This is a genomic window from Nocardioides rubriscoriae (genome assembly GCF_008087085.1).
Lineage (GTDB): Bacteria > Actinomycetota > Actinomycetes > Propionibacteriales > Nocardioidaceae > Nocardioides > Nocardioides rubriscoriae.
Genome location: NZ_VIYJ01000001.1, coordinates 299,307 through 315,361 on the forward strand (window position 1 = coordinate 299,307; position 16,055 = coordinate 315,361).

13 protein-coding genes are annotated in these 16,055 nt (G+C 74.7%); 4 read left to right on the forward strand and 9 right to left on the reverse strand.

The features are described from left to right. The first annotated feature begins 45 nt into the window (after positions 1-45). Positions 46-1,194, forward strand: a complete 1,149-nt coding sequence (locus FZC61_RS01490) for a phosphotransferase (RefSeq protein ID WP_148611757.1) — start codon at positions 46-48, stop codon at positions 1,192-1,194. Positions 1,195-1,202: 8 nt separating this feature from the next. Here the strand turns inward: FZC61_RS01490 and FZC61_RS01495 are convergent, their stop codons facing one another. From FZC61_RS01495 to FZC61_RS01530, 8 genes are read right to left on the reverse strand one after another with little or no spacing between them, the layout of a single operon-like run. Next, positions 1,203-2,312, reverse strand: coding sequence for a GNAT family N-acetyltransferase (locus FZC61_RS01495; protein ID WP_148611759.1), 1,110 nt, complete (start codon positions 2,310-2,312; stop codon positions 1,203-1,205). Beyond that, positions 2,309-3,112 (reverse strand): polysaccharide deacetylase family protein, encoded by an 804-nt coding sequence (locus tag FZC61_RS01500; RefSeq protein ID WP_148611761.1) that lies wholly within the window; start codon positions 3,110-3,112, stop codon positions 2,309-2,311. The genes FZC61_RS01495 and FZC61_RS01500 overlap by 4 nt, the downstream gene beginning before the upstream one ends. Further along, complete coding sequence (locus FZC61_RS01505) at positions 3,109-4,248, reverse strand: glycosyltransferase family 4 protein (RefSeq protein WP_148611763.1); 1,140 nt, start codon at positions 4,246-4,248, stop codon at positions 3,109-3,111. The genes FZC61_RS01500 and FZC61_RS01505 overlap by 4 nt, the downstream gene beginning before the upstream one ends. Further along, positions 4,245-5,381, reverse strand: a complete 1,137-nt coding sequence (locus FZC61_RS01510; protein WP_148611765.1) for a glycosyltransferase family 4 protein — start codon at positions 5,379-5,381, stop codon at positions 4,245-4,247. The genes FZC61_RS01505 and FZC61_RS01510 overlap by 4 nt, the downstream gene beginning before the upstream one ends. Continuing rightward, positions 5,378-6,961, reverse strand: a complete 1,584-nt coding sequence (locus FZC61_RS01515) for an oligosaccharide flippase family protein (protein WP_148611767.1) — start codon at positions 6,959-6,961, stop codon at positions 5,378-5,380. The genes FZC61_RS01510 and FZC61_RS01515 overlap by 4 nt, the downstream gene beginning before the upstream one ends. Then, a complete protein-coding gene (locus FZC61_RS01520; RefSeq protein WP_148611770.1) occupies positions 6,955-8,004 on the reverse strand; it encodes a glycosyltransferase family 4 protein in 1,050 nt (349 codons plus the stop codon). The genes FZC61_RS01515 and FZC61_RS01520 overlap by 7 nt, the downstream gene beginning before the upstream one ends. Continuing rightward, positions 7,911-9,275, reverse strand: coding sequence for an O-antigen ligase domain-containing protein (locus tag FZC61_RS01525; protein WP_148611771.1), 1,365 nt, complete (start codon positions 9,273-9,275; stop codon positions 7,911-7,913). Before FZC61_RS01525 ends, FZC61_RS01520 begins: the two co-directional genes overlap by 94 nt. Next, a complete protein-coding gene (locus FZC61_RS01530) occupies positions 9,272-10,636 on the reverse strand; it encodes a sugar transferase (RefSeq protein ID WP_170285925.1) in 1,365 nt (454 codons plus the stop codon). The genes FZC61_RS01525 and FZC61_RS01530 overlap by 4 nt, the downstream gene beginning before the upstream one ends. 429 nt (positions 10,637-11,065) lie before the next feature. Here FZC61_RS01530 and FZC61_RS01535 point away from each other — a divergent pair, with 429 nt between their 5' ends. Next, positions 11,066-12,145, forward strand: coding sequence for a GNAT family N-acetyltransferase (locus FZC61_RS01535; protein ID WP_170285926.1), 1,080 nt, complete (start codon positions 11,066-11,068; stop codon positions 12,143-12,145). 24 nt (positions 12,146-12,169) lie between these two features. Here the strand turns inward: FZC61_RS01535 and FZC61_RS01540 are convergent, their stop codons facing one another. Then, positions 12,170-13,111: an asparaginase gene (locus FZC61_RS01540; RefSeq protein WP_148611777.1), complete on the reverse strand. Its 942-nt coding sequence runs from the start codon at positions 13,109-13,111 to the stop codon at positions 12,170-12,172. A gap of 40 nt (positions 13,112-13,151) precedes the next feature. Between FZC61_RS01540 and cysC the strand changes: the two genes are divergently transcribed. Both cysC and FZC61_RS01550 read left to right on the forward strand, forming a co-directional pair. Further along, positions 13,152-15,014 carry an adenylyl-sulfate kinase gene (cysC, locus tag FZC61_RS23875; RefSeq protein WP_281289790.1) on the forward strand — a complete coding sequence of 621 codons (1,863 nt, stop codon included), beginning with the start codon at positions 13,152-13,154 and terminating at the stop codon, positions 15,012-15,014. 3 nt (positions 15,015-15,017) lie between these two features. Next, positions 15,018-16,049, forward strand: coding sequence for a sulfite exporter TauE/SafE family protein (locus FZC61_RS01550; RefSeq protein ID WP_148611780.1), 1,032 nt, complete (start codon positions 15,018-15,020; stop codon positions 16,047-16,049). The last annotated feature ends 6 nt before the right edge of the window (positions 16,050-16,055 follow it).

Consider the following 16,055-nt stretch of genomic DNA (forward strand, 5'->3'; position numbering starts at 1 on the left):
AGTGCGGTCGGCGTCCCGCCCGCAGTTGTCCCTATGATGACAGTTGTGCCGCTCGATGACCGCACAGACGCGGAGACCGCGGCGGTCTACTCCCCCAGCTGGGTCGACCTGCTCGGCCTCGCGGCCGGTGACCGGGTGCGCCTGGTGGGCGACGACCGGGTCGCCGAGGCGGCCGTGCGCCACCGCGGCGGGGTCCTCGACGACGGCGCCGCGGGCGGCCTCCACGACGTGGTCTGCCTCCAGGACATCGCGTTCGACGCCGCTGCCCTGCGCCGGCACGCGGCGACCCTGGCCCCGGGCGGACGACTGGTGCTGGTCGTCGACAACGCCGCCAGCCCGCTGCGGCTCGCCGACCGGCTCGCCGGCCGACCGGGTGGTCGCCACGCCGTGGTCGGCCTGGGCCGTGTGCGCCGCCGGCTGCGGTCGGCCGGGCTCGAGGTCGACCAGGTCTTCGGCCTGCTGCGCTCGTCGGCGGCCCCCGTGACCGCCTTCGACCTCGCCGCGCCCGAGGCGGTCAGGTCGGTCCTGGGCGCCACCCTCAGCCACGTCGGTGGCACGCGCGGCACCCTGGTGTCGCTGCTGACCAGGTCGCCGGTCGGTGCCCTGGCCCCGCTGTGCCCGGCCTGGCTGGTGGTCGCGCGTCCCCGCGGGTCGTCGGTGACCCCCGCGGACGACCGCATCGTCGGCAAGATCAGCAACCGGGACAGCAAGGAGGTCAAGCTGGTCTGCGGCTCGCCTCCCCGGGTGCTCGAGAAGCACTACCTCACCGGGAGCGGGACCACCGAGGTCGAGGCGCTGCGCGAGCTCGACCGCATCGGCTTCACCCTCGCACCGCGCATCGTCGGGGAGCCGGCGCCGTCGGTGTGCCGGATGACCTGGCTGCCGGGCCGACCGCTGCTGCCCGCCGCGCTCGACGCCGACGAGGTCGTCGTCTGGGTCGACCGGGCCCTGGCGGTGCTCGCCGACCTGCACGCCCGCAGCCGGCAGCCCGACGGCAGCGTGCTCGTGCACGGCGACTTCTGGCTCGGCAACCTGCTGGTCGACGACGAGCAGGTCGTCGGGGTGGTCGACTGGACCGGCGTCGTGCACGGCCCCGACCACGTCGACCGCGACTTCCTCGTCGAGAGCACGGTCGCCCTGCGCCCGGACCTGCCCGGCCTGCGGGCCCGGCTGGCGACGACCGCCCCCGCCTGAGCCGGCCCTCACTCCCCGCCGCGCCGGCGGCGTACGGCCTCGGCGGCGGCGGTGGCCGCGTCGACCAGGGCCCGGGCCAGCCGGCCCCCGTGGCGCACGTCGACGGTGTCGTAGGAGGCAGTCGACCATTGGCGCTTGGTCTGCGAGATGCCGAGCAGCTGGTCGATGCGGCCGATGCCCCGCACGGGCGCCCAGCGGAAGGTCTCGCGCAGCATGAGGTGTCCGGGGCTGTAGTCCTGGAAGGCCGGGTCGTAGCGGCTGATCCACAGCGCCAGGGTCGGCACGTCCTGCGCCACGACCATCGCGAGCAGGAACGACACCGGCCGGTCGCCGACGTAGCCGACGAGCGTGACGCCGCGCCCGGCCGCGGTCTCGCCGCGGACGTAGTCGAGCACGAACCCGTCGTACGGCGGGCGCAGCAGGTGCTGGCGCGGGCGCGCGGTCTCGGCGGCGTCGAAGACGGTGCGCAGGTCGGGCAGCAGCGCCTCGAGGCGCTCGGGGTCGACGGCGACCTCGACGCGGTGCTCGAGGCCGGCGGCGTCGAGCGCGGCGTCGGCGCGGCGCAGCAGCTTGCGCAGGTTCTTGGCGCCGGGCAGCGCGAGGTGGGCCAGGCCGTCGGCGCCGAGGTCGATGACGGGGCAGTGGTCGCGCGGGGTGACGGTCGTGCGGCCGGCCGCCACCAGGGCGGGCAGGGCCGGGCTGGCGGCGCGGCTCTCGACGAGGTCGAGCAGCACGCGGGGCCCGGCGGCGGTGGCCCACAGCAGCGCGGCCGCCGCGTCGTCACCGGGGCGCACCAGGGCCTCGGCGATGGTGCCGAGCCCGTGGCCGAGCCAGCGGACCACCCGCACGGGGCCGACCCGGCGCTCGTGGAGCGGGGCCAGGGCCACCAGGCGGTCTCCGTCGTGGACGGTGACGACGCGCAGCCGCCCGGGCCCGAGGTGACGCCACCAGGCCAGGGCGTAGGCGGGTCGCACGAGGGCCCCGGCGCCGAGCTCGTCGGCCAGGGCCTCCCAGTCGGGGGCCAGGGCCCCGGCCGCGTCGAGGTCGTCGACCACGGCGGCACGCAGCGGCGGTCGGGAGCCGGTCGCGCCGTGGGGCACGGCAGCCTGGGCGGTCACGACGACGCCACGACCCGGTCGAGCTGGTGGTCGGGCCACGAGGCCGGTGAGCGGCCGAGGTGGTAGGCGAGCCGGGCCCGCGTGTGGTGGGCGCCCATCGTCAGGCGCGGCAGCCGCAGGAGGTCGTCGCCCAGGGTGATGCGGCCGTTGAGGAACGTGTAGGCCGCGGTGAACCCGGCGGCCTCGACGGCCTCGCGCACGGCCCGGTCGTGGTGACCGAAGGGGTAGGCGAACTGGGTGATCCGGTGCCCGGTGACGTCCTCGAGCTCGGCGCGGCAGCCGCCGACCTCGTCGGCCAGCCGGGCCGCGTCGAGGTCGGCGAGCGAGGCGTGGGTGCGGGTGTGCGCGGCGAGCTCGAGGCCGTGGGCCACGGCCTCGACGAGCTCGGCGCGCGTCATGGTGCGCGCCGCCCCCGGCCACCACGGCGGGCGCCGGCCCCACCCGGTGCTGACGGTCATCAGCGACGCCGGCACCTCGAGGTCGACCAGCACCGGCATCGCGTGGCGGGCGACGCCCGCGAGGGCGTCGTCGAAGGCGACCGCGGCCAGCCCGTCGACGGGCTCGCCACGGGTGACACGCTCGCTGATCTCGCCGAGCGCGACGATGCGGAACCCCAGCGACCGCACGGTCCGCAGGTGGGAGCGCAGCGCCGAGGCGGTCACCTCGAGGCCGTCGGCGACCGCGTCGTCGGCCACCACGTCGTGGTAGCAGAGCACGACGGCCCCGCCGCGCGCGGCCCGGCCGGTGGCCAGGCGGCCGGCCGCACCGAGCGGCGCGGCTGCTCGACCCAGGACGCTCACCGGACGTCTTGGGGCGAACGCGCGGCGAAGCGCTCGCGGGCCTCGGTGAGGGTCTCGACGAGGCGTCGCGTCGAGGTCGTCGCCTCGTACCGGGCCAGGAAGCGGGCGCGCGCGGCCGCGCCGAGGCGGGCGCGCAGCGCGGGGTCGCGCACGAGGGTGCGGACGGCCTCGACCAGCGCCCGGTCGTCGTCGGGCTCGACGAGCAGGCCGCAGTCGGGCGGCACGGTCTCGGGCATCGCCGCGACGCGCAGGCCGACGACGGGCAGCCCGGCCGCCATGGCCTCGATGACGGCGTTGGGCGCCTGGTCGATGGGGCTGGGGAAGACGAAGACCGCGGAGGCGCGCAGCTCCTCCCACAGCCGGCCGGAGCCGACCGTCACGTCGCTCACGGCGCGCACGTTGCGGCCCGGCGGGACCTCCTCGGTGGTGACCAGGACGAGCTCGCACACGTCGGCCAGGTGCTCCTGGTGCAGGCGGTGCAGGCGCAGCGCGCCCTTGCGCTCGAGCTGGCGCCCCACGAAGACGAGGCGGGGCAGCGGGTCGGCGCTCACAGCACCGGGGGCCGGTCCGTCCCCGAGGTCGGGGGCGACGATGCCGAAGGGGAAGACGCGCAGCCGGTCGGGGCCCACGCCGTAGGTCTTGCGCAGCGAGGCACCGACCCACTCGGTGTTGCCGAGCACGAGGGTCGCCGAATCGAAGACGGGCTGCTCGAAGCGTCGCGCCGCGCGGATCGCGGCCGGGGTGAAGCGGGTGGCCTCGCGGTAGGGCAGCCGGTAGGCGTTGGTCTCGGTCGTGGCGTCGGTCGACACGACCGAGGGCACGGCGCGCAGCAGGTCGGCCGAGCGCAGGGCGGCGTTGCCGGTGTAGACGTGGAGCACGTCGAAGGTGCCGAGCCGGGCCCGGATCTGGCGGCGTACCCACCGGCTCAGGGCGAGCTGGGCGCGCAGCGCCTGCAGGTCGAGGTCGAGCAAGCCGAGCCCGGGCACCGCTCCCCCGACGACACGGCGCATCAGCCGGGGCGCGGGGACGTCGAGGAACTCGGGCTCGACCTCGGGGTGGGCCGGCAGCGTACGACGCAGGGCGGCGTGGACGCTCGCGTGGCCGCCGATGTTCTCGTTGACGAACAACACCTTCATCGCGCACCCCCCCGAGCGTCGCTGTGGTCGCGCCCGGCGATCCCGAGCAGCGTGTGGAGCAGCAGGTCTGTCTGCTGGGCCAGATCATGCCCTGTCGCGACGCGTTCGCGACCACGGACCGCGCAGCGGTTGCGCAGGTCGGGGTCGTCGAGCAGCCGGGTGACGGCCTCGGCGAGGGCGCGCGCGTCGCCCGCCGGCACCAGCAGCCCGGCGCCGGCGAGCACCTCGGGGGCCCCGCCATGGTCGGTCGCGACCACGGGGATGCCGAGGCTCATCGCCTCGAGCACGGCCAGCGGGCACGCCTCGGGGTCGGTGCTGGCGCTGACCGCGACGCTCCAGCCGCGCATGCGGGCCAGCGGGTCGTCGAGGTGGCCCACCACGGTGACCTGCTCTCCGAGCGGGGTGCCGTCGAGGCGGGCGCGCACCCGGTCGCCGTAGTCGGCGTCGGTGGGCAGCTGGCCCCCGAGGAGCTCGACGCGGGTCCCGGGCGGCAGCATCCAGGCGGCGTCGAGCAGGACCTGCTGGCCCTTCCACGGGGTCAGCAGCCCGTTGAGGCCCACGACGGGCGGGCTCACCGGCTCGGGCAGCGGTGTCGACAGGTCGGGCGGGACGACACCGTTGTGGACGACGGTCAGCGCCGGGCCACGGTCGCCACGGTCGCCGTGATCGCCGTCGCGCAGACGGTCGACGACGGCGGCGGAGACCCCCACCACCGTGGTGAGGGCCGAGCGGCACAGGCGGTAGAGGCGGAGCCGGCCGGGCGCGACGACCACGTCATGGGCCAGCCACGCCGCGGGCGGGGTGCGGCCGGCCAGGCGCAGCGCCGGCAGCGCGAGCAGCGAGTTGACCAGCACGACGTCGGCGCCGCGCGCCGTACGCCGCAGCAGCCAGGCCGTCCGCAGCCAGCGGACCAGGGTGCGCAGCACGGCCACCGGCGAGCGGCCGGCGAGCCCGAGCTCGGGGATCTCGCGGTGGCGCGCCCCGGTCGCGGCGACCTGGGCCTCCAGCGGACCCGCGGGGGCCAGGCACTCGACGTCCCAGCCGGCGGCGACGGCTGCGGCCAAGGTGCGCAGCAGCACGCGCTCGGCCCCGGAGACCTGCCCGGTACTGGTGAGGGCGACCAGGCGGGTCACGAGGTGGTGTCCTTGGCCGGGTCGGGTGCGGTCGCCGCTCCCGGGTCCACCTCGACCGCAGTGTCAACCGCTGTGTCGACCGCTGCCTCGGCCGGGTCGCGTCGGGGGCCGCCCAGGCGCGCGGGGACGGGGATGCCGGCGCCCGCGACCGCACCGCCGAGCAGCGCCACGGCCAGGTAGACGAGCGTCGCGACCGTGGCGGCCAGCACCCAGGGCACGACGAGGTCGACGGACCAGCCGGCGGCCAGGGCCAGGCCCAGCGCGAGCGGTACGACGACCAGGCGGCGCAGGTCGAGCGGCCACATCTCGGTGACGCGCGACAGCAGCACCAGCAGCAGGGCGAGCACCACGACCTCGGAGCCGAGCGTGGCGACCGCGGCCCCCTCGTAGGACAGCCGCGGGATGAGCACGAGGTTGGCGCTGATGTTGAGCACGAGCCCGACGAGCATCACGAGGGGGTAGATGCGGTGGCGCTCGACCGACACCAGGCAGGTCAGCGCCAGCGAGGAGAACAGCGTCAGCACCTGCGCGACGATGAGCACCTGGGTGGCGTGCTGGCCCACGGCGTAGTCCTTGCCGTAGAGCAGCGTGGTGATGGGGCCGGGGAAGCCGACCAGGCCGACCGAGGCGAACCCGCCGATCAGGCCGACGAGCATGGCGCTGCGGCGTACGGCGTCGCGGAAGGCCGGCATGTCGCCGGGCCACGACCGCACCAGCACAGTCAGCAGGGGCACGGTGACCGCGGTCGCGGCGAAGTGCAGGATGTCGACGAACTTGTAGGAGACGCCGTAGATGCCGACGGACTCGAAGGTGTCGAGTCGCGACAGCATCACCGCGTCGACGCGGTAGTAGATGGTGGCCAGGCCGTAGCCGAGGGTGAGCGGCACGGCCTCGCGCAGCAGCTGCGTCCAGATGGCGCGGTCGACCGAGAAGCGCAGCGGCACCAGCCGGTGGGCGCGCGGGATCTTCCAGGCGAGGATGACGACCTCGCAGAGCACGGCGGGGATGACGAAGAGCAGCAGCGTGCCGCCGGCGGCCGCGAGGGCCGCGGTCAGCGCGAACTGCGCGGTGAGGCCGACGACCCCGGCGACGCTGACGGTGCCGAGGGTCAGGCGGGACTGGAAGACCACGTCGAGGGCGGCCGACGGGGTGGCCAGGACGATCACGATGCCGGCGACGGCGGTCGCGGCGAGCATGCCGCCGGAGAAGCCGAGCAGCAGCCCGATCAGCAGCACCAGGGTGTAGCCCACCAGCCCCAGGACCGTGCGCAGGGTGATGTAGGCACTGGCGAAGTGGCTCGGGTCGTGCTCGGCGTCGCCGAGCATGCCGCGCACCGCGATCCGGCCGATGCCCATGTCGGTGACGACCGACATCAGCCCCAGGAGCGTGAAGATGAGGGTGAAGCGGCCGAACTGGTGCAGCGAGAGCGACCGGGCGATGAGCACGGTGCCGCCCCAGCCGAGGACGGCCATGCCGAGGCGGCTGGCCAGCAGCCAGCTGGTGTTGGCCAACAGGCTCGACGACCCGTCGGAGTCGCTGGAGTCGGTGGCCCCTCGAGCGGGCCGTCGGCGGGTCAGCACGGGACGCCGAGCCCCCGGTAGACGGCGAGGGTGGCGGCGGCGGTGTCGCTCCAGCGCAGCCGGGCGGCCGAGCGGACGGCGGCCTCGCGCAGGGCCGCGTTGTGCTCGCGGTCGCCGACGACGTGGCGCAGCGCGTCGGCGAGGAGGTCCTCGTCGTCGGGGCGGACCAGCTCGGCGCCGGAGCCGACGATGTCGGGCAGCGCACCCACCCGCGTCGCGATGACGGCCGCCCCGCAGGCCATGGCCTCCAGCGGTGGCAGCCCGAAGCCCTCGTAGGTGGACGGGTAGGCGACCACGTCGACGGCGGCGTAGAGCGCCGGGAGGTCGTCGGCGGCGACGTAGCCGAGGTGGCGGGCGGTCGCGGGGACCTGCTGGCCCGGGGCGACGGCGCCCCCGACGAGCAGGTCGACGCCGGCCCGCTCGCAGGCCGCGGCCAGCATGCCGACCCGCTTGCGGGGCTCGACGGTGCCGAGGTAGAGAGCGCTGCGCTCGGGCACCCGGTAGCGCGCCCGGACCCGCTCGACCTCCTCGGCCGTCGGGGGCGCCATGTCGGGGCCGGCGGCCAGCGGGGTCACCGTGCTGCTGCGGCCGAAGAGGGTCGCGACCCGCTCGGCGGTGAAGTTGCTGACCGAGATGACGGCGTCGGCCCGCTTGATCGCGCGAGCCACCAACGCCTGCTCACCGCGCGCGCGGACCCGGCTGTGGGCCCACGGCACGTCGAAGACCGACAGGTCGTGGACCGTGGTGACGACCGGGCCGTCGTGGCGGCGCAGGGGCAGGTCGACGTCGAGGCCGTGCACCAGGCCGGGACCGGGGCGCATCGTCATGCCCGCGGCCGCGCGTCGCGCGCCGTCGAGGACCGGGTGCGCCACGGCCTGCACGCCGGCGGGCAGCTCGCCGACGGCGTCGGACTGCACGTGGGCGACGAACGAGGCGTCGGTGAGGGGGGTCAGGGCACGGAGGAGCTCACGGATGTAGGTCTGGACGCCGCTGCCTCCGGGGCGGAGGGCGAGGGCGTTGAGCGTGACGCGACCTTCGAGCATGTGAGCACTCCAACGAGTAACCAGAAGTAGAAGTCGAGCGGGAAGATCTCAAGATAGGTGGAGACGGTGGAGGCCGCCGCAGCCCCGACCACCGAGGCGGCGATGCCCTGGGCCAGAGCCCGGTCGGACCCGGTCGTACGGCGCGAGACCGAGACGGCGTGGGCGACGACGGCGGCGCCCACGAGGACCAGCAGCCACAGCCCGATCGGGCCGAGGTCGAGCACAGTCTTCACGTACTGGTTGTCGGGCAGGTAGAGGGCACGCCCGCCGGGGCCGTCGAGCGTGATGACCTGGCTGGGGTCGGCGCCGACCTCGAGCGCCTTCTCGGCGGCGGCGCCGGTGCGTCCGATGCCGTTGCCGAGGGGGGCGTCGGTCACCTTGTCGATGATCGTCGACCAGCCGGTGGTGCGCTCGCCCAGGCTGCTGGAGGAGAAGTAGGCGGTGACGACGGTCGCGGGGACGAACAGGAAGCCGAGGGAGGCGATCACGCCGGCGTGGAACAGCCCGCGGAAGCGCCACACCATCAGCACCAGCAGCCCGGCGGCCAGGCCCAGCGAGGCCCCACGCACCACCGAGGTGGCCATGCCGATCACCAGGACGGGGCTGAGCAGCAGGAAGACGAGGTTGCGCGGACGGCGGTGGTCGGCCATCGCCACGGGCAGGCACACCAGCAGCGTCATCGTGACGAACAGCCCGAAGGAGAACGGCTGGGTGAAGGTGGAGAACGAGCGCAGCAGCCCGCCGGAGAAGCGGATCGCGGTGTTGTACTCCCAGCCAGCGGCGGCGAGCCACTCGGGGCCGAGCACCTGCTGGGCCAGGCCGAAGACCGCGGTGGCGAACCCGGTGGCCATCAGGATGGTGACCAGGTGGTCGCGGTCGCGCCCGTCGAACGGGCAGATCCAGAGCACCAGCGGCACGAGGACGTAGAAGAAGCCGATCTTGAAGCCCCAGACACCGACGATCCCGCCGGTGACCAGCGCGGAGACCGCACCGAGCGCCACGAACGCGATCGTCGGGGGCAGCCACGGCGGAACGCCGACAGGCTCCTGGCGCCGCGCGGAGGCCGGGGAGACCAGCATCGCCAGCACGGTCGCGAGGACCAGCGCCTCCTTCCACGGTCCGACGCTCTCGCCGCCCGGGACGACCTGGAGCAGGCCGTCGAAGGGCAGCAGGGCAGCCAGGGCGAGCAGGCCACGCTGGGGTCGCTGGACGAGGGCGACGCCCAGGTGGCCGGCCACGACGAGCAGTGGCAGGGCCAGCAGCAGCGTCATGACCCCCGTCGGAACACCACGGTCCCGACGGTGCGGGCGATGATCTTGAGGTCGAGCCAGAGGGACCAGTTCTGGATGTAGTTGTTGTCGAAGGTCGAGCGCTCGGCGATCGAGGTGTCGCCGCGCAGGCCGTTGACCTGGGCCCAGCCGGTCAGGCCGGCGGGGATGCGGTGGCGGTCGTGGTAGCGCGGGATGTCGCGGGAGAACTGGTCGACGAAGACCTGGCGCTCGGGGCGCGGCCCGACGATGCTCATCTCGCCGCGCAGGATGTTGATCAGCTGGGGCAGCTCGTCGATCGAGGTCGAGCGGATGAAGCGGCCGACCGGCCCGAGGCGCGCGTCACCGTTGATCGACCACACCGGCGAGGAGCCGGGGCCTTCGGGGAGACGGAGGGAGCGGAACTTCATCAGGGTGAAGGGTACGCCGTCGACGCCGACGCGGGTCTGGCGGAAGATGATGCCGGCGCCGAGCTCGATGCGGACGGCGAGCGCGACCAGCAGCAGCAGGGGCGCGAGCAGCAGCAGCGCCAGGCCGGAGGCGAAGATGTCGAAGGCCCGCTTGGCCTGCCACGAGCCGCTGCGCCAGGTCGCACGGCGAAAGCGCATGAGCGGGATGCCCCACAGCTCGTCCATGTCGCGGCTGCGGTGCTGCAGCTCGAAGAAGCGCGGGACCGCGAAGATCTCGCAGTCGAGGCGGTCGCACTCGCGCACGGTGTCGATGAGGGCGGAGTCGTGGGTGCGGCCCCAGGCCACGATGATCTCGCTGACGCCCTCGCGCTCGACGAGCGCGGCCAGGTCGCCGTAGCCGCCGAGGTGGGGCACCGGCAGGCCGGCGGGGTCGCGGGGGGCGTCGTCGTCGAGGAAGCCGACCGGCACGATGCCGTGCTCGGGGCGGGCCAGGGCGGCGCGGGCCAGCTGCTGGCCGATCTCACCGGCACCGAGCACGAGCGCCCGGTGGGTCACGACGCCACGGCGGCGGGCCGAGCGGACCACGGCGTACAGCGCGGCACGCACGACCACCAGGAGCGCGACGACCACGACCAGGAGCCGGAGCATCGAGCCACCGGCGAGCTGCGAGCCGACGAAGGCGCTGGTGAGGCCGGCGGCGGCGAGGGCGGGGACGTCGTCGAGCACCGAGAGCGTCAGCCGCGAGCGGTGAGCGCCCAGCCCGCCGACGACGGCGAGCACGGCGACGGCGGCGACCACGGCGACCGGCAGACCACCGAGGGAGGTCACCGTGCGGGTCGCCAGCAGCGCGACCACGACGGCGGCGACGTCACCGGCGATGAGGAAGGGCCGGACCGTCGGCCACGTGCGGGGCCGGGTCGCGACGACCTCGAGCGGACGATCCTGAGCGAGCACCGAGAGCTCTGTGGGGAGGGAAAGCTCGGATACCGACACAACACACCTCTGTCATCTCCCGCCGCTAGCGGGTTGTCCCCCGTGGACATGACAAGGCTGTCGGAGCGCCCCGAACAACTCGTCCACAGAAGGACAACGCCTTCGCCACAAGGCGTTGAGGTCTGCGTCACGTCTCAAGAATTGCCGAATTTTGCATCAGCGAAAGGGGTCGACGACCCCGGGTTTCGTCTGCGCGACCTCCCGGGAGCACCCGGATCACCTCTCGGACGGTCGTCGGACAGGCCGTCGGCGGAGGCCCCGGGGGCATCGGTGCCACGATCTGCGGACGGCGTTGGCATGATGGCCCGCTCACAACAGGGCCGCGCCTGGCGGTCGGGTCGAGGAGGACCAGTGCGCAGGACGCGGTCACGTGCTCGCGGAGCATCGCGGATGCAGGCACGCGTCGTCACCTCGCTCGCGGAGGTCGAGGCGCTGGCGCCCGCGTGGGAGGCGCTGGCCGACGCGTGCCGGGCCGGGCCGTTCTCGCGACCGGGCTACGCCCTGACCTGGTGGCGCCACGCCGGGCACGGCCGGCTGCTGGTCTGCGTGGTCCACGACGAGGACGGCGCCCTGGTCGCGCTCGCGCCGCTGCACTCCCGCCGGGTCGGGCCGCTGCGCGTGGGCCGCTGGCTCGGGCACGGCCTCGGGACCGTCGCCGAGGCCCTGGTGTCGCCGCAGCACCCCGAGGCCGCCGCGTCGATGTGGGCGGCGCTGCGCTCGCCGGGCCTGGTGCTGCAGCTGACCGAGACCCGCGAGGGCGCCGGCGGGCTCGAGGCCCTCGTGCACGACACCACCCGCACCACGTCGTGCGTGCCGCGCAACCGGTGCCCGGTGGTCGTCCTGGACCCGGCCACCGACGTGCTGGCCGGGTCGGGCCGCCGGCGCATCCGGCGAACGTTGCGGGTCGCGGCGCAGCGCGTCGCCGAGGCGGGGCTCGAGCTCCACGTCGAGACCGCCACCGACGTTGCGAACCTCGACCGGCTGCTGCCCGACGTGCGCGCGGTCTACGACGAGGCCGAGGAGGGCCGCGACCGGCTGCACTTCCTGCGCGGGGAGTGGGAGCCCTTCACCCTCGACCTGCTGCGGTCGGGGGTGGCCTCGGGGGGCGTGGTCGTGCACGTCGGTTACCTCGACGAGCGCCCGGTCTGCTTCGACCTGCTCTTCCGCTGCGACGACCGGCTCTACGCCTGGGTCGGCCGCTACGCCCCGTGGGCCTCGACCTACTCCCCCGGCCACCTCCTGCAACGGGCCGGCCTCGACTGGGCCGCCCGCCACGGGGTGCGGTCGGTCGACCTGCTGCTGGGCGACGACGCCTACAAGCGCCGCTGGGCCAACGGCGGCTACGACACCCTCGAGGTCGTCTCGGGCGTCCCGGCGACCATGGCCCTGGTCGCCCCGGTGCTGCGCCGACTCGCGCGCCGCCACGACGCCTCCGAGCCGGAGGCGGGGCCCGAGCCGGGCGAGGCCTGAGCCGAGGTCGGCCCGGGTCACCGGTCAGATCACCGCGCGGATCTCCCCCACCGGTGCCCCGCCGCCGAGCAGCGGCAGCCGCCCGGTCGCGTCGACGGCCTCGTCGTGCACCCCCGAGCGGCGCAGCGCGGCCGCCATCAGCACCGGGCGCACCCGCGGCGCGCCGTCGTCGGTCTTGAGGGCCCACGCGCGACCGTCGGGCAGCGCGACGGCGTAGCAGGACTCCGCCCCCGCCTTGCCGATCGCCCCGGGCAGGGCCGTGAGCAGGGCGAGCTCGTCGCGCCGCGTGCCGGAGACGTACGCCGGGAACGCGCGGATCGCGTCGGCCACCCGCTTCTCCTCGCCCTGCGTGGCGACGGCCAGCGCGCGGAAGGCCCGCGCCAGGCCGGTCAGCGACGTCGGGAGCAACGGCGCCCCGCACCCGTCGACGGCCACGGCCTCCACCGGCTCGCCGGTGACCTCGGCGAAGGTCGCGGCGATCGCGACCTGCAGCGGGTGGTCGGCCTCGCGGTAGGTCGCGGTGTCCCAGCCGCGCAGCACGCAGGTGGCGAGCATCGCGGCGTGCTTGCCCGAGCAGTTCATCGAGATCGGGTCCTTGGCCCGCCCGTCGCGGATCGCGGCCTCGCGGGCGACGTCGTCGAGCGGCCAGTCGGGCGGGGTCTGCAGGGCGGCCTCGGTGAGACCGGCCGAGGCGAGGATGCGGCGTACGCCGTCGAGGTGGAAGTCCTCCCCCGAGTGCGACGCGCACGCCAGCGCCAGCAGGTCGTCGGGCAGGTCGAGGCCGAGCCGGACCATGCCGAGCGCCTGCAGCGGCTTGTTGCACGAGCGCGCCAGCATCGCGACGTCGACCGCGCCGACCGACCAGTCGACGGACCCGTCGGCGGTCAGGGCGACGACGGAGCCGTAGTGGTGTCCCTCCACGAATCCGGAGCGGACGATCTCGGCGACGATCTCGGGTTGGCCCATGAAGTCAGGTTATCGACGCGAGTTTGGCAGGATGACACCCGTGTCGAGCCCCTCCGTACCGCAGCACTGCCCCACCCCGCGCGAGCTCGACGACCTCGAGCTGCTCGTGTCCGGGGCGCTCGCGCCGCTGGCGTCGTACGACGTGCCGGGCTCGCCGGTCACGCTGACCCTGCCCCCGGAGCTGGCCGACGCCGGGACCGTCGAGCTGGTCGACCCCGAGGGCCTGCCGCTCGCGCTGGCGCACCTTCAGGCCGACGGCAGCCGCCGGGTCGAGGCGCTCACGACCGCCCAGCACGGCCCGTTCCGCCACCTCTACCTCTCCCCCGACCAGGTCCGCGAGGCCTATGCCGGGCGCACGTTCGTCCCGGTCACCGGCCCGGTCACCGCCGCCCAGCTCGCCCAGCTGCAGGCGCTGGGCTCCCGCGCGGTGCTGCTCGCCCTGGTCGGGCACGGCACCCCGGAGCTGTCGCCGGTCGCGCTGCTGCGCGCCACCCTGCGCGTGGCCGACGCCCTCGGGGCGGCCGTGGTCGCCGTACCGCTGGCCGCCCGCGGTGACGCCGAGGTCGACCACGCGCTCGGCGTCCAGGTCGTGTCGACCTACGCCGCCGGCGACCCGGTCGTCGGGCTGGCCGCCGACGCGGGTGACGACGACGGCGACCCGCTGCCCGAGCTCGCCGACATCGTCGACGCCGACCAGCCCCCCGCCGACCGCGTGGGCCTGGTGCTGTTCTTCACCGGCCTGTCCGGCAGCGGCAAGTCGACCCTGGCCCGGGCGCTGATGGACCGGCTCCTCGAGCAGGGCACCCGCACGGTCACCTCCCTCGACGGCGACGTCGTACGCCGCCACCTCAGCGCGGGCCTGACCTTCTCCAAGGCCGACCGCGAGACCAACATCCGCCGCATCGGCTGGGTGGCCGCCGAGATCGCCCGCCACGGCGGGGTCGCGGTGGTCAGCCCCATCGCCCCCTTTGACGAGACCCGCCAGCAGGTGCGGGCGATGGTCGAGGAGGCCGGGGGCGCGTTCTTCCTCGTCCACGTCGCGACCCCGCTCGAGGAGTGCGAGCGCCGTGACCGCAAGGGCCTCTACGCCAAGGCCCGCCGCGGCGAGATCCCCGAGTTCACCGGCATCTCGTCGCCCTACGAGGAGCCCGACGACGCCGACGTGCGCGTCGACACCACCGGCCGCACCATCGATGACGCCCTGGGCGACGTGCTCGACGTCCTGGCCGAGGAGGGCTACCTCGACCTCCGCACCGACGCACAACCCAACCCCACGGTGGTCGAGGAGGTTGCGCTAGCAACCGTCACGAGACCACCCACCCCACAGCCCGAGCACGACCCCCTCCAGGTCCTCTTCGTCTGCACCGCCAACATCTGCCGCTCCCCCTACATGGAGCTCGCCGCCCGCACCCGCGCCGACGCCAGCGACCTGGTCTTCACCAGCGCCGGCACCCACGGCCGCCAGGACCAGCCGATGAACCCCCCGATGGCCGCGGCGCTGGCCCGCCACGCCCCGTCGGCCGCCGGCGACGTCCTCAGCTTCCGCAGCCGCCCCCTGACCCGGGCCATGGTCGAGGAGGCCGACCTGGTCGTGACCGCCGAGGCCTCGCACCGCACGTTCGTGCTCGAGGACGTGCCCGGCGCCTTCCGCAAGACCTTCACCCTGGGCCAGCTCGCCGAGGCCCTCAAGCAGCTGCCCGAGGGCCTCGACCGCGCCGAGCTGCTCGCCACGCTGGGCGAGCGCCGCGGCACCGCCGCGACGTTCCTCGACGTCAGCGACCCCTACGGCCGTGGTGACGAGGCCGCCGAGGCGTGCGCCCGGCACGTCGACGACCTGCTCGACGTGGTGGTGGCCAGGCTCTCGACGTCCCAGCCCCACGCCCCCCACTCTGAGAGGGTCTGAGACGTGCTCGACTTCCTGACCGGCGACTTCCTGTCCATCCTGGCCGCCGGCTTCCTCGTCGGCATCGTCGTGGGCCTGACCGGCATGGGCGGTGGTGCGCTGATGACCCCGGCGCTGCTCTTCCTCGGCGCCGGGGCCGGCGAGGCCGCGACGGTGGTGGCCGCCGACCTGACCGCGGCCGCGATCTACAAGACCGGTGGCGCGGTCGTGCACGCCCGCGAGGGCTCGCCCAACCTCACCCTGGCCAAGTGGCTGATCCTCGGGTCGGTGCCGTTCGCGCTGGCCGGCCCCTACGTCGTCAAGGCGCTCACCGACGACCCCGAGCAGCTCGACTTCGTGCTCAAGATGTCGATCGGCTTCGCGCTGCTCCTGGCGGCCTCGACCTACGCGCTGCGCCTTTACATCAACCTGCGCCGCGTGCGCAACGGTGGCTTCCTCGGCGACGAGGACCCCCACATCCGCCCGCTCGTCACCCTGCTCGTCGGCGCGCTCGGCGGCCTGCTCGTCGGCGTCACCAGCGTCGGCTCCGGCTCGGTCATCATGGTGGCGCTGCTGATGCTCTATCCCGGCCTGTCGGCGGTCAAGCTCGTCGGCACCGACCTGGTGCAGGCCGTCCCGCTGGTGCTCGCCGCCGCGATCTCCAACGTCGCCCTCCACGGTCTCGACTGGGCCCTGCTGGTGCCGCTGGTCATCGGGTCGGTCCCCGGCACCATCCTCGGCAGCCGGCTGGCGCCGCGGGTGCCGCAGTCGTTCATCCGCCGCGGCATCGTGGTCGTGCTCACCATGTCGGGCGTCGCGCTCCTCGACAAGGCCGGCTGGGCGCCGCTCGGCAAGGACGAGACCCACCCCTTCCTCATCGGCGGGGTCGGCGTGGCCATGGTCGTGCTGGTCCCGTTGATCTGGGGGGTCCTGCGACGTGAGCAGGGCCTGCCGATGTTCGGCGCCCCCTACGTCGCCGAGCTCGAGGGCACGTCGTACGGCGACCGCACCGGCACCGGCACCGCCACCGGCGCCGAGACCGGCCCGCCGGGCTGACCTCGT